This is a genomic window from Halobacillus litoralis, from assembly GCF_009856355.1.
Taxonomy (GTDB): domain Bacteria; phylum Bacillota; class Bacilli; order Bacillales; family Halobacillaceae; genus Halobacillus; species Halobacillus litoralis_B.
The window spans coordinates 125,595-142,700 of record NZ_WMEW01000001.1 but is presented as its reverse complement, the minus strand read 5'-3'; the positions used below and the strand labels follow the sequence as shown (position 1 = coordinate 142,700).

The 17,106-nt window shown below is 49.7% G+C and carries 19 protein-coding genes; 17 read left to right on the top strand and 2 right to left on the bottom strand.

Annotated features, from left to right (window positions below):
• Positions 1–99: 99 nt before the first annotated feature.
• The 5 genes from GLV97_RS00710 (at position 100) to dhaM (ending at position 4,535) form a co-directional block, all read left to right on the top strand.
• Entirely contained in the window at positions 100–960 is an 861-nt protein-coding gene (locus GLV97_RS00710; protein WP_272917319.1) for an MIP/aquaporin family protein, read from the top strand.
• 21 nt (positions 961–981) lie between these two features.
• Positions 982–2,475 (top strand): glycerol kinase GlpK, encoded by a 1,494-nt coding sequence (glpK, locus tag GLV97_RS00705; RefSeq protein ID WP_160837997.1) that lies wholly within the window; start codon positions 982–984, stop codon positions 2,473–2,475.
• Between the two features lie 62 nt (positions 2,476–2,537).
• The gene (gene dhaK, locus GLV97_RS00700; protein WP_160841851.1) at positions 2,538–3,533 is read left to right on the top strand and encodes a dihydroxyacetone kinase subunit DhaK; all 996 of its coding nucleotides are present in this window, start codon (positions 2,538–2,540) and stop codon (positions 3,531–3,533) included.
• A gap of 13 nt (positions 3,534–3,546) precedes the next feature.
• Positions 3,547–4,155, top strand: a complete 609-nt coding sequence (dhaL, locus tag GLV97_RS00695) for a dihydroxyacetone kinase subunit DhaL (protein WP_160841852.1) — start codon at positions 3,547–3,549, stop codon at positions 4,153–4,155.
• A complete protein-coding gene (dhaM, locus tag GLV97_RS00690; RefSeq protein ID WP_160841853.1) occupies positions 4,155–4,535 on the top strand; it encodes a dihydroxyacetone kinase phosphoryl donor subunit DhaM in 381 nt (126 codons plus the stop codon). Before dhaL ends, dhaM begins: the two co-directional genes overlap by 1 nt.
• A 156-nt stretch (positions 4,536–4,691) precedes the next feature.
• On the opposite strand, the gene GLV97_RS00685 is transcribed toward dhaM, so the two are convergent.
• Complete coding sequence (locus GLV97_RS00685; RefSeq protein WP_160838003.1) at positions 4,692–5,063, bottom strand: DUF948 domain-containing protein; 372 nt, start codon at positions 5,061–5,063, stop codon at positions 4,692–4,694.
• Positions 5,064–5,251: 188 nt separating this feature from the next.
• Between GLV97_RS00685 and ilvE the strand changes: the two genes are divergently transcribed.
• A complete protein-coding gene (gene ilvE, locus GLV97_RS00680) occupies positions 5,252–6,157 on the top strand; it encodes a branched-chain-amino-acid transaminase (protein WP_160838630.1) in 906 nt (301 codons plus the stop codon).
• 221 nt (positions 6,158–6,378) lie between these two features.
• Here ilvE and GLV97_RS00675 read toward each other — a convergent pair whose 3' ends face one another.
• Entirely contained in the window at positions 6,379–7,200 is an 822-nt protein-coding gene (locus GLV97_RS00675; RefSeq protein WP_160841854.1) for an alpha/beta fold hydrolase, read from the bottom strand.
• Between the two features lie 254 nt (positions 7,201–7,454).
• Here GLV97_RS00675 and GLV97_RS00670 point away from each other — a divergent pair, with 254 nt between their 5' ends.
• The 11 genes from GLV97_RS00670 (at position 7,455) to GLV97_RS00620 (ending at position 17,068) form a co-directional block, all read left to right on the top strand.
• Positions 7,455–8,624 (top strand): acyl-CoA dehydrogenase family protein, encoded by a 1,170-nt coding sequence (locus GLV97_RS00670; RefSeq protein WP_160888708.1) that lies wholly within the window; start codon positions 7,455–7,457, stop codon positions 8,622–8,624.
• A gap of 15 nt (positions 8,625–8,639) precedes the next feature.
• The gene (gene fabG / locus GLV97_RS00665) at positions 8,640–9,404 is read left to right on the top strand and encodes a 3-oxoacyl-ACP reductase FabG (RefSeq protein ID WP_160888707.1); all 765 of its coding nucleotides are present in this window, start codon (positions 8,640–8,642) and stop codon (positions 9,402–9,404) included.
• Positions 9,405–9,422: 18 nt separating this feature from the next.
• Positions 9,423–9,857, top strand: coding sequence for an FAS1-like dehydratase domain-containing protein (locus tag GLV97_RS00660; protein WP_160838011.1), 435 nt, complete (start codon positions 9,423–9,425; stop codon positions 9,855–9,857).
• Positions 9,854–10,273, top strand: coding sequence for a MaoC/PaaZ C-terminal domain-containing protein (locus GLV97_RS00655; protein ID WP_160838013.1), 420 nt, complete (start codon positions 9,854–9,856; stop codon positions 10,271–10,273). Before GLV97_RS00660 ends, GLV97_RS00655 begins: the two co-directional genes overlap by 4 nt.
• Positions 10,274–10,286: 13 nt before the next feature.
• Positions 10,287–11,519: an acyl-CoA dehydrogenase gene (locus GLV97_RS00650; RefSeq protein WP_160841859.1), complete on the top strand. Its 1,233-nt coding sequence runs from the start codon at positions 10,287–10,289 to the stop codon at positions 11,517–11,519.
• Entirely contained in the window at positions 11,506–12,279 is a 774-nt protein-coding gene (locus GLV97_RS00645; RefSeq protein ID WP_160838017.1) for an SDR family oxidoreductase, read from the top strand. Before GLV97_RS00650 ends, GLV97_RS00645 begins: the two co-directional genes overlap by 14 nt.
• 14 nt (positions 12,280–12,293) lie before the next feature.
• On the top strand, positions 12,294–13,469 hold the full coding sequence (locus GLV97_RS00640) for a thiolase family protein (protein ID WP_160888706.1): 1,176 nt from the start codon (positions 12,294–12,296) through the stop codon (positions 13,467–13,469).
• A 68-nt stretch (positions 13,470–13,537) separates the two neighbouring features.
• Complete coding sequence (locus tag GLV97_RS00635; RefSeq protein ID WP_160888705.1) at positions 13,538–14,107, top strand: TetR/AcrR family transcriptional regulator; 570 nt, start codon at positions 13,538–13,540, stop codon at positions 14,105–14,107.
• Between the two features lie 61 nt (positions 14,108–14,168).
• Complete coding sequence (locus tag GLV97_RS00630) at positions 14,169–14,582, top strand: acyl-CoA thioesterase (protein WP_160838023.1); 414 nt, start codon at positions 14,169–14,171, stop codon at positions 14,580–14,582.
• A complete protein-coding gene (locus GLV97_RS00625; protein ID WP_160888704.1) occupies positions 14,579–15,340 on the top strand; it encodes an SDR family NAD(P)-dependent oxidoreductase in 762 nt (253 codons plus the stop codon). Before GLV97_RS00630 ends, GLV97_RS00625 begins: the two co-directional genes overlap by 4 nt.
• Before the next feature lie 48 nt (positions 15,341–15,388).
• Positions 15,389–17,068 (top strand): long-chain fatty acid--CoA ligase, encoded by a 1,680-nt coding sequence (locus GLV97_RS00620; protein ID WP_160841862.1) that lies wholly within the window; start codon positions 15,389–15,391, stop codon positions 17,066–17,068.
• Positions 17,069–17,106 lie beyond the last annotated feature (38 nt).

Here is a 17,106-nt window from a genome sequence, read left to right as displayed (position 1 = left end):
CAAGTTAAGCATGTGGCGGAGATATGGAGACCCACACTATTTTGCATACAGCCTCACACGTATGCACCTTAGTGCGGGTCTTTTTTGTACACATGCCCCTTGAAAAACGAGAAAGAAGAGGTGAACAACATGTCCGAATTCTTAGCTGAACTGATTGGGACGATGATTCTGATCATATTTGGTGGCGGTGTTGTTGGAGGGGTCGTTCTTAAAAATTCAAAAGCAGAAGGAGCCGGCTGGGTCGTTATCACCATTGGGTGGGGACTTGCTGTTGCTATGGGTGTGTACGCTGTGGGAAGCTTCACGGGTGCTCATATCAATCCTGCTGTGACGATAAGTTTTGCTGCAATTGGAGAATTTCCATGGGCGAAGGTGCCTCTTTACGTAACCGCTCAGATGATTGGTGCGGCAATCGGTGGAGTTATTGTATTCTTAAATTATCTGCCGCACTGGAGAGAAACGAAAGATCAGGGAGCCAAACTGGCGGTGTTTGCTACTGATCCAGCTGTACGCAGTCCTTTTTCCAACCTTGTCAGTGAAATCATTGGAACATTCGTCCTTATTATGGGGCTGCTATTTATCGGTGCCAACGAATTTACAGAGGGATTGAATCCACTGATTGTGGGTGCGTTGATCATCGCGATCGGTATGTCGCTTGGCGGAGCAACAGGATACGCAATCAACCCTGCCCGTGACCTTGGCCCCCGTATTGCCCACGCGCTGCTTCCGATTCCTGGAAAGGGCGGATCAGACTGGGGTTACTCCTGGATACCGGTTGTCGGACCGATTTTAGGCGGTATCTACGGAGCATTATTCTACCGGGCCATGTTTATGTCTGATTTCTCTGCAGGCTTCTGGATAATGTCTGTCGTAATGGCGGTTATCCTGGTTGGAGCAGCTAATGCGGAGATCAAGAAGGAGAAGTCCCTGGGTAATCAAGTAGAAGAAAAAATCAGCTGAAACGAAAAGGAGAGGGTTTGAATGTCAGAACAGTATATCTTATCCATTGATCAGGGAACGACAAGCTCAAGAGCCATTCTTTTTAACAAAGCGGGTAACATCGTTGAAACCGGCCAGAAGGAATTTGAACAATTCTTTCCGAAGCCGGGCTGGGTGGAACATGATGCGAATGAAATCTGGACATCCGTTCTTGCCTGTATTGCGGATGTATTAAGGAAAGCGGATGTAGAGCCGTCCCAGATTGCCGGGATCGGCATTACCAACCAGCGTGAAACGGCCGTTGTATGGGACCGGAATACCGGTAAGCCGATCTATCACGCCGTTGTCTGGCAGTCCCGTCAGACCGAAGACATCTGTAAAGAGCTTCGTGCCGCCGGCCATAACGACCTGTTCCGCAGCAAGACGGGTCTTCTGCTTGATCCTTACTTCTCCGGGACAAAAGTGAAGTGGATTCTTGATAACGTTGACGGAGCAAGGGAAAAAGCGGAAAATGGCGATCTTATGTTTGGAACGATCGACACGTGGCTTGTTTATAAGCTTTCCGGTGGAAAGACGCATATTACCGACTATTCCAACGCTTCCCGTACATTGATGTACAACATTTATGATCTGCAGTGGGATGACGAACTGCTGGATATCCTTGGTGTACCAAAATCCATGCTGCCGGAAGTGAAGCCTTCTTCTGAGGTATATGCGCAGACGGTTGATTATCATTTCTTCGGTCACGAAGTTCCGATCGCCGGTATAGCTGGAGATCAGCAGGCCGCCTTATTCGGACAAGCCTGCTTTGAAAAAGGCATGGCCAAAAATACGTATGGGACAGGCTGCTTCATGTTGATGAATACAGGTGAGGAAGGCGTTGCGTCTGAGCACGGCCTGTTAACAACACTTGCCTGGGGTCTTGACGGTAAAGTGGAATATGCGCTTGAAGGAAGTATTTTTGTCGCGGGTTCGGCCATTCAATGGCTGCGTGATGGACTGAAGATGATTGAAAGCGCACCGGAATCTGAAGGATATGCCACCTCTGTAGAGTCTTCCGACGGCGTTTACCTTGTACCGGCGTTCGTTGGTCTTGGAACACCTTACTGGGATAGTGATGCCCGCGGTGCGATGTTCGGATTGACACGTGGAACAACAAAAGCCCACTTCATCCGTGCCACTCTTGAGTCACTGGCTTATCAGACGAAAGATGTCCTCGATGCGATGATCGCTGACTCCGGCATTGATCTGAAATCCCTGCGTGTAGATGGGGGAGCCGTGAAGAACGATTTCCTTATGCAGTTCCAAAGTGACATCCTTGGTGTGCCTGTTGAGCGTCCAATTGTACAGGAAACAACAGCCCTGGGTGCTGCCTTCCTGGCAGGACTGGCTGTCGGCTACTGGAAAGACAAAGAGGAAATCAAACAGCACTCGGATAATGACCGTACATTTACAGGGCAGATGGATGCTGATGAGCAGGAAGAGCTTTACAGCGGATGGAAGAAAGCTGTGGAAGCGACACGTAAATTCAAGTAATCAAATGAAGGGTACCTCTGATCATCAGAGGTGCCCATTCTTATAAAGCGAGGGGAAAATCGATGAAAAAATTAGTCAACGATCCAAATCTTGTGATTACTGAAATGCTTGATGGGTTTGTCGCTGCTCATGCTTCGACCGTGAAGAGAGTGGAGGATACAACCGTTGTGGCGAGGAAAAATGCACCCGTGTCCGGAAAAGTCGGTATCGTCAGTGGGGGCGGAAGCGGTCATGAACCGGCCCACGCTGGTTATGTCGGGGAAGGCATGCTGGATGCTGCTGTTTCCGGTGAAGTATTCACATCGCCCACACCTGATCAGGTCTTTGAAGCCATTAAGGCCGTAGACAGTGGGAAAGGGGTCCTGCTGGTTATTAAAAACTATACCGGTGATGTGATGAACTTCGAGATGGCTGCTGAACTTGCTGAAGCCGAAGGGATTCAAGTGGATCAAGTCGTCGTCAATGACGATGTTGCCGTAGAGGATAGTTCCTTTACAACGGGCCGGCGTGGAGTTGCAGGGACGGTATTCGTTCATAAACTGGCAGGCGCAATGGCGGAGACGGGAGCATCACTTGAAGAAGTGAAGAAGACCGCTGAAAAAGTCGTTCAGCAGGTGCGGACGATGGGTGTCGCACTACGTCCATGTATCATGCCGTCTTCCGGAGAAGAAAGCTTCGAGCTGGGCGCTAAGGAAATCGAAATGGGGATCGGAATCCACGGCGAACCGGGGATAGAGAAAAAGCCGCTCGTATCCGCAGATGAGATCACATCGGAGATGGTTGAACGCATTCTTCCTGAACTTGAATTGAATGAAAATGACGAGGTCGCCGTCATGGTGAACGGCATGGGAGCGACACCGGAAATGGAACTTTATATCGTGAACCGAAAAGTTCATGAAATGCTGGCTGAGAAGAGCCTCACCGTTTCCCATACCTTTGTAGGTGAATATATGACGTCCCTTGAAATGGCGGGATGTTCTATAACGGTGTTGAAAGTCGATGATCAATTGAAAGAACTGCTGGATGCCCCTAGTCAAGCACCGGCTTTTCGTATATAAAGGAGTGTTTTAGATGAATGTCAATCAAACGGCAGCTTGGATCCAATCCTATAACCAGCATCTGCAGGAGCAAAAAGACTACTTAACTTCCCTGGACAGGAAGATCGGCGACGGTGACCACGGCATTAATATGGCAAGAGGATTTGCTGAAGCTGCCAAGGCAGTGGAGGCAGAAACGTTTGAGACCTCAGCAGACGTGTTGAAAAAGGCCGCTATGACGGTGATGTCCAAGGTTGGCGGAGCTTCGGGCCCGTTATATGGCACAGCCTTATTGAAGATGTCCATGGCCGCTAAAGGAAAAGACGTCGAAGGGGATGTTTTTGCGGAAATGTTTGAAGCCGCGATTGACGGGATCAAACAGCGGGGAAAAGCGGAAACCGGAGAAAAAACGATGCTCGATGTGTGGGTTCCTGTTCTTGAGGAAGTGAAGAGCAGCGGATTTGATGCAGCGATTGTAGAAGAAACCGCTCAGAAGGCCATGGAATCTACGAAAGATCTAACCGCTACAAAAGGGAGAGCCTCCTACTTGAAAGAGCGTTCCAAAGGACATCTGGATCCTGGTGCTGTATCCTCCTATTACTTATTCGCAAGCCTTGCCGAGGCCCTGAAGGAGGAAGCTTAATGAGTGTAGGCATTCTTTTAGTCTCACACAGCGGAAAAGTTGCCGAAGGGGTAAAAGATCTGATTCATCAGGTTGTCGGTGATCTTCCAATCGAAGCCGCCGGAGGAACGGATGAGGGAGAGCTTGGCACAAGCTTTGAAAAGATCCAGACCGCTTTGGAGAAGGTCACAGAAAAAGCTGAAAGCACGATCGTTTTTTATGACCTCGGCAGTGCACGGATGAATGCTGAGATGGCCATTGAAGTCACAGAGTCCGATCAAATCAAACTGGTCTCCCACCCGATTCTCGAAGGGGCTTATCTTGCGGCTGTCGAAGCGAGTATAGATAAAAGTCTGGAGGAGATCCTGGAATCGCTTGAGAAAGAATTCGGAAAATCGTAACCAAAAAACCACGCCGGACCGGCGTGGTTTTTTGTATGGATAAAAAGGGATGGATGTGGTATTTTTGTTCCTTTTGGAGCCGTTAAAAAACGGGTTGTAAGGCTTCCACGCCCCTTTATATGGTATCTATAGACGGGTGGGGATAGTTGAATTGACTTACTTCAATTTGATTTGAACCGGCTTGCTTTTCTGGTTATCCTTGGAATCCTTTGTTTTTCGGTTTTCCTTTTGCAGCGCTGTTCGTTTTATTGAACTTGTGACATCGTGTATCATATCGCCCATATCATGAACGGAATCGATTAAAGGGTCAACGGCTTCCATTTTTCCTTTGACATCAGTTGAAATTTTGTTAGCTTCATGAATCAGCTCTTCAGCCTCATCTGTAATGCTGTTGACTGATTTTCTAGCGTCAGAGAGCGTCTCTTTGGTCTCCGTCAGTGTTGCCATGAGTTTCCGTAAAGTGAAAATTAAAAAGATGACGAGACAAATAAACCCGACCGCTGCAATGCTGACACTCCACTCAATCATTAAAACCACCTCCCTTCTTCTCTCTAAATCTATGGAGGGGGAGGTTCGGACATTCCAGTTATCTGGAATGTACCTGCAGCTGCTGATACACCATTATAAACGGGATACGCCCCAACAGAAGGCGGCCATGATCGTTTGTATAGTCACACAGCATCATGGCATATAGTGATAGGAAGGGAGTGGATTCAATGGCCGTTATGTTTGATAAAGATCATTTTGTCGATGATCGTTCGCTGAGTGTTAGTGTGAAGAATAAAGGTTTGAATTACGGCCTGGGTTGTATAGATGGTATCCGAGCTTTTTGGAATGCCGGCCAGGAACAATTATTATTATTCCGACTAGACGATCATTTAAAGAGATTTGAGCAGTCTGGTGAGAGTTTGTTTATTAAAATCCCTTATTCCATAGAGGAATTATCGTACATCATAAAAAAGATGCTGATCATCAACCGGGTGACTCAGGATGTGTATATACGTCCGATTTGTTTTAAAGACAGCAATACCTTACGTCCCGACTTGAGAGATCCATTTAATCATCTGGCTGTCTACATGGATGAATCAGAATATAAGGCTGAACCTTCCTTTAAGGTGGGGGTTTCTTCCTGGACGAGAATAGGAAGCAATATGATTCCTCCTCAAGCGAAGACGACAGCTGGTTATATGAATTCAGGGTTAGCGATTCTTGAAGAATCCTTGAATGGATATGATGAGGCCGTCTTCTTAACAAAAGAAGGAAATGTGAGCGAAGGGGCTACAGAAAATATTTTCATCGTTAAAGGAAATGAAGTCTTCACTCCCCCTGTGTCTGATGACATTCTCCCGGGAGTCACTCGTAATACGGTTGCGGAAATATTGGCAGAAGAGTTGAAGTTACCCCTGCATGAGAAGAGTTTAGCAAGATTCCAATTGTATGATGCGGATGAAATTTTCTTAACGGGAACGGCTGTTGGAATTAAACCGGTGGTAGAAGTTGATCGAAGAGTCATCGGGCAAGGGAAGCCGGGAAAGGTTACGTTGGAAATTCAGCATCTGTACAATCGGATGGTACGGGGAGAAATGCCGGATTATCTACATTACTGTACTTCTGTATATTAAAACGGGGTGAATGCAGGCGGAGTTTTTGCTTCCTATTCCTCTGGTTTATCAAAGCAACTATTTAAAGCCAATAAGGATATAAAGAAGCAAATAACCTTACATTCTCCTGCCGGCATCTTGGTAAGGAATGTTTACAAAAGGCTGGAAAGGTGTCATTTCCCGCGTCAGGACACCTTTCCACTTTATTTCCAGCTTCATCTGGGAAGCTGTAACAATTTCCTTTAAGAGCGGAGCCTCCTGTCGGTCTCTTGATCCGGCGCCTCCGTCTTAGCCCCTTTTGATTTCATAAACGACAAAGAATACTGGTTGAATGTGTGAGGAGCATCCAGGTTTACAACGTGGCCCGATCCTTTCACTTCAATAAAATCAGCATGAGGAAGCCCTGAGATATCCTCCAGCACATGATCGATGAACATATGATCTCCTTCGCCCATCATGTAGAGCTTCGGGACATGGGCTGAAGGTCCGGCGGCTTCTGTAAACGTCCCTCTGACGGTCGGAGCAATGTCATACCAGCCGAGGAATTCGTTTCTTTTCATCTGGGCTGCTTCTTTAATGAACGAGTTTCTTGACTCCCGATGATTTCTGCGCGGCATAAGAATATGAGCGAATATCGTGTAAAGCCACATGTGCGGAACGAAATTCTTAGCCATGCTGCCAATGAGAAGCAGCAGCTTTGGGAGGGGTGTGATTTTTGTGATCACCCCTCCGAGCACAGCTGTTTCTACACGGTGAGGAGCAATCGCGAGGATTTGATGTGTGACAACGGCTCCCAGCGAAATCCCTACCATGTGCGCTTTGTTCACACCGATGTCATCCAGTACGTCGACGACGTCCCGGGCTGCCCGCTTAAATGAAAAATCGTCTACGTCAAGAACGCTTGGAGACTTTTTATGACCTCTCAAATGCACCGCCACCACATTAAAATGGCTGCGGTAACTTTTAATTTGAGGGAAGAAGATATTGGCGCTTCCCCCAATGCCGTGAATCAAGAATACATACTCTTTATTTGGATCATTACCGAAAATCTTATATTCTAACAAATATTTTTCCCCTGTCTATAAAAAATCCTTCAGAATATTTATAACATACTGAGCACCATTATTGTTTAAATACCGCAATTCTTCAGCACATTCTTTCCCCCCTGTCTGAGTGGGCGGGCGAACCGGGGTTGTATGGATAATTTTTGCAGTAATTCTCGGAAAGGTGTTGTATTTTGAGAAAATTTAAAATAATATAAAAGTAACATACCCACCGGTAGGTATGTGGACTCTTAGTGAGGAAAGAGGTTGATCACATGCATTTACGCTTGACCGATGAACAGGAAATGGTAAGAAAAACCATTCGTAAATTTGTGGAAAAGGAATTAATACCTCTGGAAAATGATGTGCTGCGCAATGAAAGGGAAGGAAAGCCGAGCCTTCCGGAAGGGAAAATGGAAGAGCTTCAACAGAAGGCGGAGGAAGCTGGCTTCTGGGGCATCAATACTCCGGCTGAATATGGCGGTGCAGATTTAGGGCAGATGATGCTGGCGATCGTTCAAATGGAAGTCGCAAGGACGTTTGTGCCGTTCCAGTTCGGCGGCTCGGCGGACAACATTCTTTATTACGGCAATGAGCAGCAGAAGGAAACGTACTTAATCCCGACCATTCAAGGAGAAAAGAAATCCTGCTTTGCGATGACAGAACCAGGGGCGGGATCGGATACGAGGAACCTCCGGACAACAGCTGTGAAGGACGGCAGTGACTGGTTGATCAATGGGGAGAAGACATTTATCACCGGTGGAAATGAAGCAGACTTTGTGATGGTCATTGCGGTGACAAATAAAGAGCTTCATCAAGAATCGCAAGGGCGGAAAGGGGTGACCTGTTTTATAGCAGATCGTTCGATGGGATGGGAGTCGGAATACATCCATACGATGGGCGAATGGGGACCGGCAGCTCTTATTTTCGACAATGTCCGGGTGCCGGAGGAGAACATCCTTGGCGAGATTGATCATGGTTACGATCTCGGCCTTGAATGGATCGGATTTGCCCGCTGGATTGTCGGAGCACGCGCGGTTGGTGCAGCGGAGCGTCTGCTGAACATGGCCATCGATTATGCCAACGAACGCGAAACCTTCGGAAAGCCGATTGGTGAGCGGCAGGCGATTCAATGGCAGATTGCGGATTCCGCTGTTGAGATAGAAGCAGCGAAATGGCTCGTATTAAACGCGGCCTTTACGTTGGACCAGGGAGAGGATAACCGGCACTACGCATCGATGGCGAAGCTGTATGGAGCGAATATGGGCAACAATGTCATCGACCGTGTTCTGCAGATTCACGGCGGCATGGGATATACACGGGAACTGCCGATTGAACGATGGTACAGGGAAGCAAGGCTGTGGCGGATCTATGACGGAACAGACGAAATCCAGCGCTTGATCATATCCAGAAATCTACTAAAAGGCCATGTGAAGATTGGTTGATAGAGGAGGTATACAATGAGTGGGAGATTTAAAGGCAGGACAGCTTTTATCACTGGTGGAAGCCGGGGGATCGGGAAAGGCATTGCCCGGCATTTCGCAGAAAACGGAGCGAAGGTTTCCATCATTGATGTAAATGAGGAGGCGCTCCAGGAGCTGGAGGCGGAATTCCGCGAAGAAGGCTTTGAAGTCTTCTGCCAAAAAGCGGATGTGACCCAGTACAATGAAGTGGAAGAGGCTGTGAAGGAAACATACGAGCGGTTCGGGTCGGTCGATATTTTGATTAATAACGCAGGCGTCATCCGAGACAATATGCTGTACAAAATGACGGATGCGGACTGGGATACCGTGATGGATGTCCATTTAAAAGGGTCGTTTCATGCAGCCAGAGCCGTTCAGTCGTATATGGTGGAACAGAAGTACGGCCGGATTGTGAACATTTCCTCGACCTCTGCGCTCGGGAATCGCGGCCAGGCGAACTATGCCACCGCTAAAGCCGGCCTCCAGGGCTTCACAAAGACACTGGCGATTGAGCTTGGCAAATACGGCGTGACTGCCAATGCGGTGGCCCCTGGTTTCATTGAAACCGATATGACAAAAGCGACCGCCGCACGGATCGGGATTACTTTTGATGAGCTTGTCCAGGCCAGCGTGTCCCGGATTCCTGTCGGCCGGAGCGGTAAGCCGGAGGATATAGCAAATACGGTGGCTTTCTTTGCGGATGAAGCGTCATCCTTTGTCAACGGCCAGGTCATCTACGTCGCAGGTGGACCAAGAACGTAATGAAAAGGAGAGGTGTCCGTGTTTAAAGAAGCAGTAGGGAAAAAATCGAGGCCGGTAAAGAACGTCGTTGAACGGGGGGCTGTGAAGAAGTTCGCAGAAGCCATCGGTGACCCGCATCCTTTGTTTATCGATGAAGAAGCGGTGCAGAGAAACATAGCTCCACCTACGTTTCCCCGGGTATTCGAGTACGGCGGGATCGAGGGGCTCCATCTTCCCGAAAAAGGGTTGATTCACGGGGAGCAGCACTATCACTACAACCGGCCTTTATATGTAGGAGAAGAAGTCTTCTGTTATGCCCGGGTGGACGATTATTATGAGCGGAGCGGGCGCAGCGGTGATATGGGTTTTCTCAAAGTGAAGCGGTACGGCGAGGATATCGACGGCCGGCTCATTTTCTCTGAGGAGCAGGTCGTGATTATTACGGAAGCGGTCAGGAAGGGGATGAACGTATGAACCCATTGTACGGCGTCCAGCCCGGAGACAAACTGAAGACGGTGACACTTCCGGCTGTGACAAGATTGGATCTAATCAAATATGCCGGGGCATCCGGGGATTATAATCCGATTCATACGATTGATGAAGAAGCGGAAAAAGCCGGGCTTCCCGGTGTGATTGCGCATGGGATGTGGACGATGGGAAGTCTTGCCAAGCTGTTCACTCCTTTTTATGAAGATGGATTTATCCAGGATTACTCCATTCGATTTCAAGGGATGGTGTACGTCGGAGATGTCCTGACGCTTCATGCGGATGTCGTCAGCCACGAGGAATCCATGATTACATTTGATGTCTATGCGAGAAATCAGCAGGAGAAAGATGTGATTCGTGGAAATGTGGTATTCAGGAAGCATTTAGAAACATCAGCTACATAAAGGAGGAAGAGCGATGTATTTTGAGCATTCTGAGAAAGTAAAAGAGCTCCAGGAGAAGCTGACGACATTCATGGAGAATCACATTTATCCCAATGAAGCCTTATATGAGGAGCAGTTGAAAAAGGAGGACCGTTTTTCGGAAATCCCACCGATCATGGAGGAATTGAAAGTGAAGGCAGAAGAAGAGGGGTTGTGGAACTTATTTCTCCCTGAAAGTGAATACGGGGCCGGTCTTACGAATATGGAATATGCGCCGCTCTGTGAGATCATGGGACGTTCGGCGATTGCCCCTGAGGTATTCAACTGTGCTGCCCCTGATACAGGGAACATGGAAGTGCTCGTCCGCTACGGGACAGAGGAACAGAAACAGCAGTGGCTGGAGCCTTTGCTGCGCGGGGAAATCCGCTCCTGCTTTTCAATGACCGAGCCGGATGTCGCTTCTTCCGATGCCACAAACGTGCAGACGAGTATCACGAGAGTTGGAGATGAATACGTCATTAACGGGACGAAATGGTGGTCCTCGGGTGCTGGTGATCCCCGCTGCAAGATCAGTATCGTCATGGGTAAAAACGATCCGGATGCGGCAAGGCATGAACAGCAGTCGATGATCCTTGTGCCGCTTGATTCCGAAGGTGTTACGATAAAGCGCTTACTTCCGGTCTTCGGCTATGATCATGCCCCTCATGGACATGCAGAGATTGAATTCAAGGACGTCCGTGTACCGGCCTCCAACCTGCTGTGGGACGAAGGCAAAGGATTTGCTATCGCCCAGGGCCGGCTTGGACCGGGGCGGATCCATCACTGCATGCGCACGATCGGCGCCGCAGAACGGGCGCTCGAACTGATGTGTGAACGGGTGAAAAGCAGACAGGCTTTTGGTAGACCACTGGCCGATCAAGGAGTGGTCCGTGAGTGGATTGCGGAATCACGAATGGAAATTGAACAAGCCCGGCTTCTTACTCTGAAAGCGGCCTATATGATGGATACCGTCGGCAACAAAGAAGCTAAATCAGAAATCGCCATGATTAAAGTGGTGGCACCGAACATGGCGTTGAAAGTCATCGATCGTGCGATCCAGGCCTTCGGGGCTGCCGGCGTAAGTGGAGATTTTGAACTGGCGGCCAACTGGGCCAACATCCGTACATTACGGCTGGCAGACGGTCCGGATGAAGTCCACCGCAGAGCAATAGCCAAATATGAACTGGCGAAAGATTATGGAAGGAGCCCTGTCCATGCACGCCGGTGAGCTGTTCAATCTCACGGGTCAGGTAGCGGTCGTTACAGGCGGTGGGCGCGGTCTTGGCAGACAGATGGCTGAAGGTTTGGCAGAGTCCGGCGCCCATGTTGTCGTCTGTTCCAGGAAGTATGAGCCCTGCCGGGAAGTGAGCGAGCAGTTGAAGGAGCTCGGCGTGGATTCTCTGGCATTCGCTTGTGATGTCACCGACCCGGACGCCATCCAGGAGATCGTGGACAAAACCGTCGATCACTTCGGGAAAATTGATATTCTCGTCAACAACAGCGGAGCGACCTGGGGTGCTCCTGCCGAGGACATGCCCCTGAAGGCCTGGCAGAAGGTATTCCAAGTGAATGTGACCGGCACCTTCCTCATGTCCCAGGCGGTCGGCCGCGTGATGCTGGAGCAGGGAGAAGGAGCGATCATCAATATCTCTTCTGTCGCAGGCATGAAAGGATCGGACCCTGAGTATATGGATACGATCGGCTACAATTCCAGCAAAGGTGCCGTTTTAACGTTTACTAAAGATCTGGCGGTGAAATGGGGGCCGCGCGGCATCCGCGTCAATGCCATCGCGCCGGGATTTTTCCCGACAAAAATGTCGGAAGTGCTTATGGAGCAGAGTGGGGAGGCATTCTTGAAGAATACGCCGCTCCGGAAGTTCGGCTGTGAAGATGACTTAAAAGGTGCGGTCATTTTTCTCAGTTCGAAAGCGTCGAAACATATCACGGGCGATGTGATCATCGTTGATGGTGGATCACATGCCATGTGAAGAGGAGGATGAATATGAGTGATCGACAGGCTGTCATCGTTTCAGCCGTAAGGACCGCGATAGGCAGGCAGGGCGGAGCGCTGGCTTCTGTGCCCGCGCACGTTCTTGGAGCGGAAGTGATCAAAGAAGCGGTGAAGCGTTCGGGTGTACAGGCAGACAGCGTGGAAGACGTCATTTTTGGAAACGTGCTGAGTGGCGGTGGAAACATTGCGAGACTTTCGGCCCTGCAGTCCGGGTTATCAATGGAACTTCCCGGCCTGACTGTCGACCGCCAGTGCGGATCGGGGTTGAATGCGATCCACCTGGCAGCCCAGGCGGTTGCGGCTGGACATGGGGATGTTTATGTGGCAGGGGGAACGGAAAGTATGAGCAGGGCACCGTACTTGATGGACAAGCCTGAACGGGCTTACAGTCCGTCACCACCGCAATTTAGAGGATCACAGCTGTCTCCGGAGGAAATCGGCGATCCACCGATGGGAATGACAGCGGAAAACCTGGCTGAAAAATACCGGATCTCCAGAGAGGATCAGGACCAGTTTGCACAGACAAGTCAGGAACGGATGGCAGCTGCTGTGGAAGCCGGCCGTTTTGCTGAGCAGATCGTCCCCCTTCACATTCCAGTGAAAAAAGGAGACCCGGTCGTATTTGATACAGATGAGCATCCACGCCCGAACTCTACGCTTGAGGGCATGGCGGAACTTCCACCGGCTTTTCGGAAGGACGGGTCCGTAACGGCAGCCAACAGCTCGGGATTAAATGATGCGGCTTCAGCTCTTACAATCATGTCGCGGGCCAAAGCGGAGGAAATCGGAGCTTCTCCTATGGCTGAAGTCCTCGGCTGTACGGTTGCAGGTGTAGACCCCAACATTATGGGGATCGGTCCGGTGCCGGCTGTGAAGAAGGTCCTGAAGAAAACGGGCTTATCCCTGGAAGATATGGACGTCATTGAAATCAATGAGGCGTTCGCAGCCCAGGTATTAGCCTGCCAGGCGGAACTGGACATGAACATGGATAAAGTGAATGTGAACGGCGGTGCCATCGCTCATGGTCATCCCCTCGGAGCAACAGGAGCGATCCTTGCAGTGAAAGCTATTTACGAACTGCACAGGCAGGAGACGTCTTATGCCCTGATCACCGCGTGTATCGGCGGCGGGCAGGGGATCGCTATGATTTTGGAACGTTCGAAATAAGGTCTCTTTCATAAAAAACGGGGATGTTATAATAAAAACACTTCCCTAGATGAAAGGACACGGTATCTATGAAACAGGAAATCATTCAAACAAGTATTCATTTATTTGATAAAAAAGGCTTCACCGAAACATCTCTCCAGGAAATTGTCGAGGAGATCGGCGTGACCAAAGGAACATTTTATTACTATTTTAAAAATAAGCAGGAGCTGCTGACAGATATCCATCTGGATTTCATCGAATTCCTGCTCGGAAACCAGCAGAAAATCTTAAACGACACCAAACAGAATTCCAAGGAGAAACTCCGCTCGATGATTTTCATGGTGCTCGACAGCATCAAGTACAGAAAAAAGAGTGCACGGATCTTTTTCCGTGAAATTCGTAACCTCGGTCCAGATTATTTAGAACAGATTGTGGAAAAGAGGGATCAATTCCGCGTAAACCTCCAACAGCTGGTGGAAGAGGGAATTGAAAAAGGAGATTTCCAGAGCAATCTGGACCCCAACATGGTGACAAGAGGTATCCTGGGAATGACAAACTGGAGTTATTACTGGTTTGATCCGGACAGGGAAGTATCGGCTGAAGAACTGACCAACATATACTTGTCCATGATCTTAAATGGAATCAGCTCCAACGAGTGACCAAGCCTTTTTCGTAAGGCTTCGGCATTCACATACTGACTGGTAGGAATGGAGGGGCAGGATGATTTATAAAAACACGGCAGGGATCCGGTTTTCGGAAACCGATATGGCCGGGCATGTGAATAACACGAGCTATTTCATCTACTTGGAGGAGGCGCGGGGGAAGTTTTTTCGCGACTTGTTTCAGGCGCAGGAGGATACGCTTGGCCGATTTATCCTCGCGTCAACGAAGTGTGATTTCATCAGTCAGGTCTATTTCGGACAGAACCTGCTCATTGAAACGACGATAGCTGAGATTGGAACTTCCAGTTTTACGTTTGCCCACCGCGTTTATGTAGAAGGCACGGATCAGCTTGCAGCTGTATCCGAAGCGGTTGTTGTCCATTTCAATTATGAAGAACAGAAGAGCGAAGCCCTGCCGGCAGAATGGCGGATGATGCTTGAGGATTACGTAACAAAGGGGGTGAACCTATGAGCCGTTTTAAAGACCGCGTGGCCGTCGTGACAGGAGCCGGCAGTGGAATCGGGGAACAGACGGCGAAAAAGCTCGCTCTTGACGGCGCAGCTGTTGTCCTTGTTGGTCGGACAAAGGAAAAGCTGGACCGGGTGGCCGCTGACATTCTCGAAGGCGGGGAAGCGGAAGTTTTTGTTTTCCAGGCGGATGTGAAGGAAGAGAGTCAAGTGGCTGGACTGGCTTCCTTCGTCAAAGAAACGTTTGGAGACCTTCATATCCTTGTGAACAATGCAGGAACATCCGGTAATGCGGCCATTATGGATTTGGACGCCGATGAATGGGACAGGATACAGGAAACGAACGTTAAAAGTGTTTTTCTCGTGTCCAAGGCGCTCGGGAAAATCATGATGGAAGGCCCCGAGGGTGCGCGGGCGATCGTCAATGTAGCTTCGCTGTCCGGCCATAAGGCAGGAGCGCAGATCCCGCACTACAGTTCATCCAAAGCGGCGGTGATTCATTTCACGCGATCCCTTGCCCTTGAATTTGCTGAAAAAGGGATCCGCGTCAATTCCGTTTCGCCGGGGTTCGCTGAAACCCCGATGACGTCGGAAGGCTTGAAGAATAAACGTTTTGAAGAGGCTGTGAAGCGCAATACAGCGCTTGGGAGAGTCGGACAGCCGGAGGAAATCGCAAGCGTCATCTGTTTTGCTGCTTCAGAGGAGGCCTCTTACATGACAGGCTCGGATCTTCTGGTTGATGGAGGATGGCTCATAAGGTAGTTTGTCTGCATTTTTTTGGTAACGCTTACATTGAAGAGGAGTGATCTCATGCTGACCAAGCATTATGATTTCTGGCCGACGTTAACGAAGACGCTCACGATTCCTGAAACGACCCTTTATGATAATCTGCGTATGTCTGCCGAGCGCTATCCGTCGCACGAAGCGATTCGTTATTATGGAACAGGTTTGTCCTACGGGGATTTGAAGGAACAGGTGGACAGCCTGGCCGGGTACCTTCAAGTCCATCTCAATGTGGACAAAGGAGATAAGGTGCTGTTGTTTATGCAGAACTCCCCGCAGTTCATCATCGGGTATTATGCGATAGTAAGGGCAGGGGCGGTCGTTGTACCGATCAACCCGATGCTGAAAACAGGTGAACTGGAGTTTTATGTGAAAGACGGCGCGATCAAGCATGCTCTCGCTGGTCAGGAATTGATGGATGTTGTGGAGCCGCTGCTGAAGTCGACGTCCTTGGAATATATCGTGTCTGCTGCCTATTCCGATTATGTGAAGGAAAACGGAATGGTAGATCTCCCGCCGGAAGTGTCCGCCGCTAAACAAGTGTATACCGAAGAGGCGGTCCACATATGGTCCGAAGCTCTGGGGTTACATGTTCCGGCTGAAGATGTCGCCGCAAGCGCAGACGATCTCGCTGTCATGCCGTATACGTCAGGGACGACCGGACTTCCAAAAGGATGTATGCATACACACCGGACCGTCCAGGCGAATACCCTCGGGGCCTATTACTGGTCCCGGGTGACGATGGATGCCCGCTCCCTCGGTACGCTTCCATTGTTCCACGTCACAGGTATGGTCCACAGCATGCACATGCCGATATACAGCGGCAGCACGATGGTGCTTATGACGCGTTGGAACAGGGAAACCGCCCGGCAGCTGCTGCGCGGCGAGCAGTGTACCCACTGGGTTACCATCAGTACGATGCTTGTTGATTTCCTTGCGAACCCTGAGCTGCAGGCGGAGGATATGGCTTCCCTCCATGGCATATCCGGAGGCGGTGCTGCTTTTCCGAAGGCGCTTGGAGAAAAGCTGTACAAGCTGACAGGCCTTGAATTTGTCGAAGGGTACGGGCTTTCAGAAACCATCGCCCAGACCCATTTCAACCCACAGGAGCGGCCGAAGATGCAGTGCCTCGGTATCCCTTCTTTTGATGTCGATTCGAGAATCATCGATCCCGGCACTCTTGAGGAAGTGGGCGTTGGTGAGATTGGTGAAATTGTCGTCAACGGACCGCAGGTGATGACCGGTTATTACAACCGGGAGGATGAAAACGAACATGCGTTTATCGATATCGAAGGAAAATCCTTCTTCAGGACCGGAGATATTGGACGCTATGATGACGAAGGCTACTTCTTCATGGTTGATCGTCTGAAGCGGATGATCAACGCATCGGGCTACAACGTCTGGCCGACAGAAGTCGAGTCGGCGTTATACGACCATCCGGCTGTCCAGCAGGCGTGCGTTGTCGGAGTTCCCGACCCTAGAAAAGGAGAGGAAATCAAAGCTTTTGTCATATTAAATGACGGCTGGGAAGGACAAGTCGCTGAAGAGGAGATCATTTCCTGGTCCAAAGAGAAAATGGCCGCCTATAAATATCCGCGCAAGGTGGAATTTGTGCGGGCATTCCCGATGACCAACAGCGGGAAAATTCTCTGGCGTAAGCTTCAGGAACAGGAAAGGCAGAAGGCAGAAACCGGACCAGTGGAATAAAAACACCCGGTCCCGGAGAATCCGGGGCCGGCCGCTTT

Excerpts from the sequence above, each read along its gene's own strand:
- glpK (WP_160837997.1), top strand. The coding sequence starts at position 982 with ATGTCAGAACAGTATATCTTATCCATTGATCAGGGAACGACAAGCTCA.
- dhaK (WP_160841851.1), top strand. The coding sequence starts at position 2,538 with ATGAAAAAATTAGTCAACGATCCAAATCTTGTGATTACTGAAATGCTT.
- dhaL (WP_160841852.1), top strand. The coding sequence starts at position 3,547 with ATGAATGTCAATCAAACGGCAGCTTGGATCCAATCCTATAACCAGCAT.
- dhaM (WP_160841853.1), top strand. The coding sequence starts at position 4,155 with ATGAGTGTAGGCATTCTTTTAGTCTCACACAGCGGAAAAGTTGCCGAA.
- GLV97_RS00685 (WP_160838003.1), bottom strand. The coding sequence starts at position 5,063 with ATGATTGAGTGGAGTGTCAGCATTGCAGCGGTCGGGTTTATTTGTCTC.
- ilvE (WP_160838630.1), top strand. The coding sequence starts at position 5,252 with ATGGCCGTTATGTTTGATAAAGATCATTTTGTCGATGATCGTTCGCTG.
- GLV97_RS00670 (WP_160888708.1), top strand. The coding sequence starts at position 7,455 with ATGCATTTACGCTTGACCGATGAACAGGAAATGGTAAGAAAAACCATT.
- fabG (WP_160888707.1), top strand. The coding sequence starts at position 8,640 with ATGAGTGGGAGATTTAAAGGCAGGACAGCTTTTATCACTGGTGGAAGC.
- GLV97_RS00655 (WP_160838013.1), top strand. The coding sequence starts at position 9,854 with ATGAACCCATTGTACGGCGTCCAGCCCGGAGACAAACTGAAGACGGTG.
- GLV97_RS00650 (WP_160841859.1), top strand. The coding sequence starts at position 10,287 with ATGTATTTTGAGCATTCTGAGAAAGTAAAAGAGCTCCAGGAGAAGCTG.
- GLV97_RS00645 (WP_160838017.1), top strand. The coding sequence starts at position 11,506 with ATGCACGCCGGTGAGCTGTTCAATCTCACGGGTCAGGTAGCGGTCGTT.
- GLV97_RS00640 (WP_160888706.1), top strand. The coding sequence starts at position 12,294 with ATGAGTGATCGACAGGCTGTCATCGTTTCAGCCGTAAGGACCGCGATA.
- GLV97_RS00635 (WP_160888705.1), top strand. The coding sequence starts at position 13,538 with ATGAAACAGGAAATCATTCAAACAAGTATTCATTTATTTGATAAAAAA.
- GLV97_RS00630 (WP_160838023.1), top strand. The coding sequence starts at position 14,169 with ATGATTTATAAAAACACGGCAGGGATCCGGTTTTCGGAAACCGATATG.
- GLV97_RS00625 (WP_160888704.1), top strand. The coding sequence starts at position 14,579 with ATGAGCCGTTTTAAAGACCGCGTGGCCGTCGTGACAGGAGCCGGCAGT.
- GLV97_RS00620 (WP_160841862.1), top strand. The coding sequence starts at position 15,389 with ATGCTGACCAAGCATTATGATTTCTGGCCGACGTTAACGAAGACGCTC.